General features: G+C 73.7%; 1 pseudogene. It reads left to right on the top strand.

The features are described 5' to 3' along the window. Nucleotides 1-854, top strand: a pseudogene (locus tag Vse01_RS29165) (hypothetical protein); the annotation flags it as partial. Nucleotides 855-947: the final 93 nt, after the last annotated feature.

Consider the following 947-nt stretch of genomic DNA (forward strand, 5'->3'; position numbering starts at 1 on the left):
CGGTCACCCTCGCGGAAGCCACCGTCCCGGCGCTCACCACCACGGAAGCCACCGTCCCGGCGGTCACTGCCACGGAAGCCACCGTCCCGGCGGTCACCCTCGCGGAAACCACCCTCGCGACGCTCGCCGCCACGGAACCCGCCCTCGCGACGCTCCCGGGAATCGCCGTCCCGGCGCTCGCCGCCACGGAAGCCACCTTCACGGCGGTCACCACCACGGAAGCCACCTTCACGGCGGTCACTGCCACGGAAACCACCCTCGCGACGCTCCCCGTCGCGGAAACCACCTTCACGGCGGTCACCACCACGGAAGCCACCCTCGCGGCGGTCACCGCCACGGAAGCCACCCTCGCGACGGTCACCGCCACGGAAGCCACCCTCGCGACGCTCCCCGTCGCGGAAGCCACCCTCGCGACGGTCACCGCCACGGAAGCCACCCTCGCGACGCTCCCCGTCGCGGAAACCACCGGAGCGTTCGCCGCTATCGCGTCGGAACCCTCCGTCGCGACGGTCGCCATCGCGACGGTCGGCGCCACGGAAACCCCCAGTGCCACGGTCCCTGTCGCCGGAGCCGTCGCGACCGCCGAAGCTGCGGTCGCTGCGCTCGCCTCGGAACCCACCGCCAGAGCGGCCGCTGTCGCGGAAGCCGCCCTCGCGACGGTCGCCGTCTCGGCGGAAGCCGCCGGACCTGGGACGGTCGCTGCCGTACCCGCCGGCGTCGCGTCCGCCGTTGCGAGAGCCTCGCTCCTCTCCCCGGTCCTGGCGCGACGGGCGGTCGCTGCGGCGGGGCCCGCCGTCGCGATCCGCCGACCGACCCTCGTACCCCCGGGGGCGGTCCCCGCCCTGAGGTGCTGAACTCACAGGTACATCCTTCCTGAGTACGCCGTATCAACGGCGCAACGCAGTCGAGGGCCGACCCGATTCCGGGTGGCCCTCGACTGTGACGTG

The sequence above is a fragment of the Micromonospora sediminimaris genome (genome assembly GCF_016863575.1).
In the GTDB taxonomy this organism is placed as follows: Bacteria; Actinomycetota; Actinomycetes; order Mycobacteriales; family Micromonosporaceae; genus Micromonospora; species Micromonospora sediminimaris.